At 29.3% G+C, this 4,257-nt stretch carries 4 protein-coding genes and 3 pseudogenes; 3 read left to right on the top strand and 4 right to left on the bottom strand.

The features are described 5' to 3' along the window. The 3 genes and pseudogenes from BDW31_RS12245 to BDW31_RS12235 all read left to right on the top strand — a co-directional run. Positions 1–279: pseudogene (locus BDW31_RS12245) on the top strand (IS6-like element IS257 family transposase); the annotation flags it as partial. A 368-nt stretch (positions 280–647) separates the two neighbouring features. Then, complete coding sequence (locus tag BDW31_RS12240; RefSeq protein ID WP_053025661.1) at positions 648–1,007, top strand: DUF3021 family protein; 360 nt, start codon at positions 648–650, stop codon at positions 1,005–1,007. A gap of 42 nt (positions 1,008–1,049) precedes the next feature. Next, on the top strand, positions 1,050–1,550 hold the full coding sequence (locus BDW31_RS12235; RefSeq protein ID WP_053025660.1) for a MepB family protein: 501 nt from the start codon (positions 1,050–1,052) through the stop codon (positions 1,548–1,550). 66 nt (positions 1,551–1,616) lie between these two features. Here BDW31_RS12235 and BDW31_RS12230 read toward each other — a convergent pair whose 3' ends face one another. From BDW31_RS12230 to BDW31_RS12215, 4 genes and pseudogenes are all read right to left on the bottom strand, one after another. After that, positions 1,617–1,868: a hypothetical protein gene (locus tag BDW31_RS12230; protein WP_053025659.1), complete on the bottom strand. Its 252-nt coding sequence runs from the start codon at positions 1,866–1,868 to the stop codon at positions 1,617–1,619. 177 nt (positions 1,869–2,045) lie between these two features. Beyond that, positions 2,046–2,834 carry an HAD-IIB family hydrolase gene (locus tag BDW31_RS12225; protein ID WP_053025658.1) on the bottom strand — a complete coding sequence of 263 codons (789 nt, stop codon included), beginning with the start codon at positions 2,832–2,834 and terminating at the stop codon, positions 2,046–2,048. Positions 2,835–3,607: 773 nt separating this feature from the next. Beyond that, positions 3,608–3,925: pseudogene (locus BDW31_RS12220) on the bottom strand (protein rep); the annotation flags it as partial. A 53-nt stretch (positions 3,926–3,978) separates the two neighbouring features. Then, positions 3,979–4,257, bottom strand: a pseudogene (locus BDW31_RS12215) (IS6-like element IS257 family transposase); the annotation flags it as partial.

Below are 4,257 nucleotides of genomic sequence, written 5' to 3'. Positions count from 1 at the left end.
GATCAGGCACCTTCAACGAAGGTAGCAATGGCTAAAGTAATTAAAGCTTTTAAACTTAAACCCGACTGTCATTGTACATCGAAATATCTGAATAACCTCATTGAGCAAGATCACCGTCATATTAAAGTAAGAAAGACGAGGTATCAAAGTATCAATACAGCAAAGAATACTTTAAAAGGTATTGAATGTATTTACGCTCTATATAAAAAGAACCGCAGGTCTCTTCAGATCTACGGATTTTCGCCATGCCACGAAATTAGCATCATGCTAGCAAGTTAAGCGAACACTGACATGATAAATTAGTGGTTAGCTATATTTTTTTACTTTGCAACAGAACCTTTTAATGTTTTATTATCTTGATTTTCGTCTATATATTTTGTATGATTAACTTGCATATAAAAAGACCTCCAGTATTGATTAATGAGTAGATGCTTTAATCTTATTACTGGAGCTTTTTTATGTCAAATTTTTCTTTCACGCACAAAAATACATAAAAACACTGTCATACCAACGATAAAACAACTTTTAATATCTTTGAGTTATTTCTATATAGTATTTAATATCTTTGAGTTATTTCTATATAGTATCAAGACAAGAAGAAACTCGTTTCACTCGTTTTAAAAAAACAAAAAAACGGAGTTGATTTTATGATTCTACAAATTTTTTATAGAGCTATAATTCCCTTTGCTGTAATGAGTTTTATTTCCTTAATTCTATTGCTACAAGAAGAAAATTACCAAGCAAAAGGTACATTTATTACAAGTCTTATAATATTAATTTTAGGATTAAGCTCTTTTATATACGAAATTAATACGCTAAATTTGAAACAAAAAACCATTGTTCATTTCGTTCTAATGCTTGTTACAATCTATCCAATTTTACTTCTCAGTGGATGGTTTAAATTAAATGTTTTTTTAGACTATTTAAAAGTTTTTGGTATATTTATAAGCTTCGGAGTAGCACTTTGGATAATATTTTTACTAATTTCAAAATTAACAACTAAATAAATATTGCTTTATAATTTATTTTGAGTAGAAGGGAGTTTTGTTATGAATAGTAATTATGTTTCTATCGATTTTTTAAATGAAATACCGTTGTTTGATTATAAATTTTCTTTGATAAATCATGAATTTGAACAATGGAATCAAGAATATGAGGCTTTTAATTTTGAGTTTAGTGGAGTTAAATTTAAAAGTAGATTGGCTAAAAAAACCCCTAAAAAAGTAGGTTATTTTGTTGCGTTTTGGTGCAAGAATGAGACTAATAAAAATAGACCTTTTAATTTTAAGGAGTCAAAAGATAAGTTGATTATTAATATCTTAGATGGATCTAAAAAAGGTCAATTTATCTTTCCTAAAGAGTTATTGTTTAAAAAAGGAATTATTAGTTCTGAAAAACATGAAGGTAAAATGGCTATTCGCGTTTATCCTAGTTGGGAAAGGGATTTGAATAAAACGGCTGTTAGTACACAGAAGTGGCAAATCCCTTATTTTTTAGATTTTACTAAGGGTTTTGATGAGGAAAAAATTAAGGAATTGTATTTAAGTTGATTTTGATTTTAGAAACTCGTTTTCAACTCGTTTCAAAAAACAAAATATTACCCACCTTTCACCTTCTTAATTTTTATTATCATCAGGAACTAAAACACAATAAACAAAAGCAACAATACCCAATATAAAACCTAAAACAATCAATCCATTTAATTCCCTATTATCAAAAAAAGTAATTAATTCAAGATTACCTAAATAAGCCCAAAATCTATTATGACCTAAATCGAAATCCATAAAATTCAAAACTAAAGCAAGTAAAACAGAACATAAAAAAACAAATACACCGTCTTTTATCCCAGTAATAATACGCTTACTCAAACTCAAAAACTCCTTTTCTTTTTTTACGATACTAAACATAATTGCTTTATTCCAATTGCTTTATTGACGTTGAGCCTCGGAACCCTTAACAATCCCAAAACTTGTCGAATGGTCGGCTTAATAGCTCACGCTATGCCGACATTCGTCTACAAGTTTAGTTAAGGGTTCTTCTCAACTTCAATAAATTTTCTCGGCATAAAAATCGCTAATATCCTTATTTGCAATTTCTTCAATTTTTTCTACAATTTTTAACTCCAAATTCCCTTCACTCTCAATAAATTCTTTAGCAAAACTTCTTAATTCTTCATGATGTCCAACCATTACTGTATAAAGTGCATTTTCAAACATAGATATATCATTTGAATCATTACCAAAAGCTATATAATCACCTTTATCTATCCCTAACATTTTAAGTGCAGCCCATTTATGTATACCTTTAGGACTTATATCAAGTACATTCTCATTCCCATGCTTATTTACATATACATCTAATTCATTTAATTTTTTACTCAATAATTCATTATTACTCGATGTCAAAATCAAAACTTTCACAACAGATTTTAAAGAATCTAGATTAACTAAATTAGCCGAATTTAAAGGATCTAAATTTTTTAATATAGAATGGTTTTGAGGTCCAGTATATGCATAATCCCAATCCCCATCAATTAAGTAAGTAGCATCAAATTCATTAATTAATTGTTTAATTTTTTCCATTTCTGATAACGAAAAAGAAACAAATTTTATAATTTTTCCTTTACTTAAAATAAGCGAACCATTACCACCTATCATTGTATAATCATGAAAATCCTTGCTTATAACGGGAAGCATATCTCTAATCGGTCTCGCAGATGCAAAAATAACTTGATGACCACTATTCGTAAGATTTTTTAAAGAATTAAGAATTTTATCTGATACTGGTTCTCCTTTAAAACAAATAGTCCCATCTAAATCAAACACAAATTTCACATTTAACGCCTCCACTATTTAGATTAGTTTTTATTATAATATTCCTTATCAATTATGACAGAAATTTTATTAGCAAATTATATCTACGAAAAGTCTTCAAAATAAGTAACTTTTTCGGGTCTACTTTGTACACTTTATCTACCTGGTAGACCCAATTGTTATTGCTTTACAGGTCTAAAATTCGTCGTTATAATCTAGTTAAATCCCGTAAGGGCGCACTTACACGTTTGCTCCAAACGGTGCAAAAACCATAATCGACCTTCGTCGATTTTTTTAATCTTAGTTTTAAGTAATCGGTGTTGCAGCACAGATATAAAAATTAATACTGCATTATTAGTAATCGGCGTTGTGGCGCAGATACAAAAATTAATACTGCACGAATTTGAATCGACGTTGTAGCGTAGATATAAAAATTAATACTACATCAAAATTTAACTAAGATTTAAGCTACTAGTTTTTTGCTAGTAGCTTTTTTATTTTTAAAATTTTAAATACCTTTATTTTGAATTTTAAGGGGGCATTTTAAAGATTTAGGGGTAACTCATATAGTTTTAGCCTAAAAACTTATATAAGCTCTTAAAACGCAAATATGAGCCAAATAAATATATGCTATTTCCAAAAGCAAAGTTTTGAGCAAAACCAGTGTCGAATTTTTGAGACACTGCCCATTTACGCACAAAATTATTTTTTGCGTAAAAACTGGTCAACCATGCTAGTTGAACGCTATAGTTCCCGCAGGGGCAAAAAAGCATAAAAAAACGCTAGCTTTTAAGCTAACGTTTCAAATTTTTTAAATAATAATTTTGTTTTTCAAAATTCCAAATTGCCGTAATTGAATGTGCTTTTTCTTCTTCGTCAGTTGTTTTATCTTCGTCACTTGTATTAATCAAATTACCATCTTCGGCATCGTCTAAATTTAAAATTTTATGTTTTTGTTTTAGCAATCCACCATAACTCAACATACGTTTTCGGTATAAACCTTTTTCCAAATCATTCACGATTTCTTGATTTTTTTCGTCATCATCAGTTAAAAAATCAGATGACTTAACCGAATATTTCGAGGTTTCTTTGATAGCTGCTTGAAGGTTCTGTTGCAAAGTTAGAAAAATATAGCTAACTACCATTTTATCATGTCGTTGTTCCCTTAACTGGCTAACATATCCCTAATTTCGTGGCATGACGAAAATCCGTAGATCTGAAGAGATCTGCGGTTCTTTTTATATAGAGCGTAAATACATTCAATACCTTTTAAAGTATTCTTTGCCGTATTGATACTTTGATATCTTGTCTTTCTTACTTTAATATGACGGTGATCTTGCTCAATGAGGTTATTCAGATATTTCGATGTACAATGACAGTCAGGTTTAAGTTTAAAAGCTTTAATTACTTTAGCTATTGCTACTTTCGTTGAAGGTGCCTGATC

This window comes from Staphylococcus sp. AtHG25 (genome assembly GCF_003217445.1).
In the GTDB taxonomy this organism is placed as follows: Bacteria; Bacillota; Bacilli; order Staphylococcales; family Staphylococcaceae; genus Staphylococcus; species Staphylococcus haemolyticus.
This window is presented reverse-complemented; position numbering and strand designations above follow the sequence as displayed.

What these genes read in the sequence shown, in the direction of transcription:
- BDW31_RS12235 (WP_053025660.1), top strand. Translation starts at nt 1,050, where the DNA reads ATGAATAGTAATTATGTTTCTATCGATTTTTTAAATGAAATACCGTTG.
- BDW31_RS12240 (WP_053025661.1), top strand. Translation starts at nt 648, where the DNA reads ATGATTCTACAAATTTTTTATAGAGCTATAATTCCCTTTGCTGTAATG.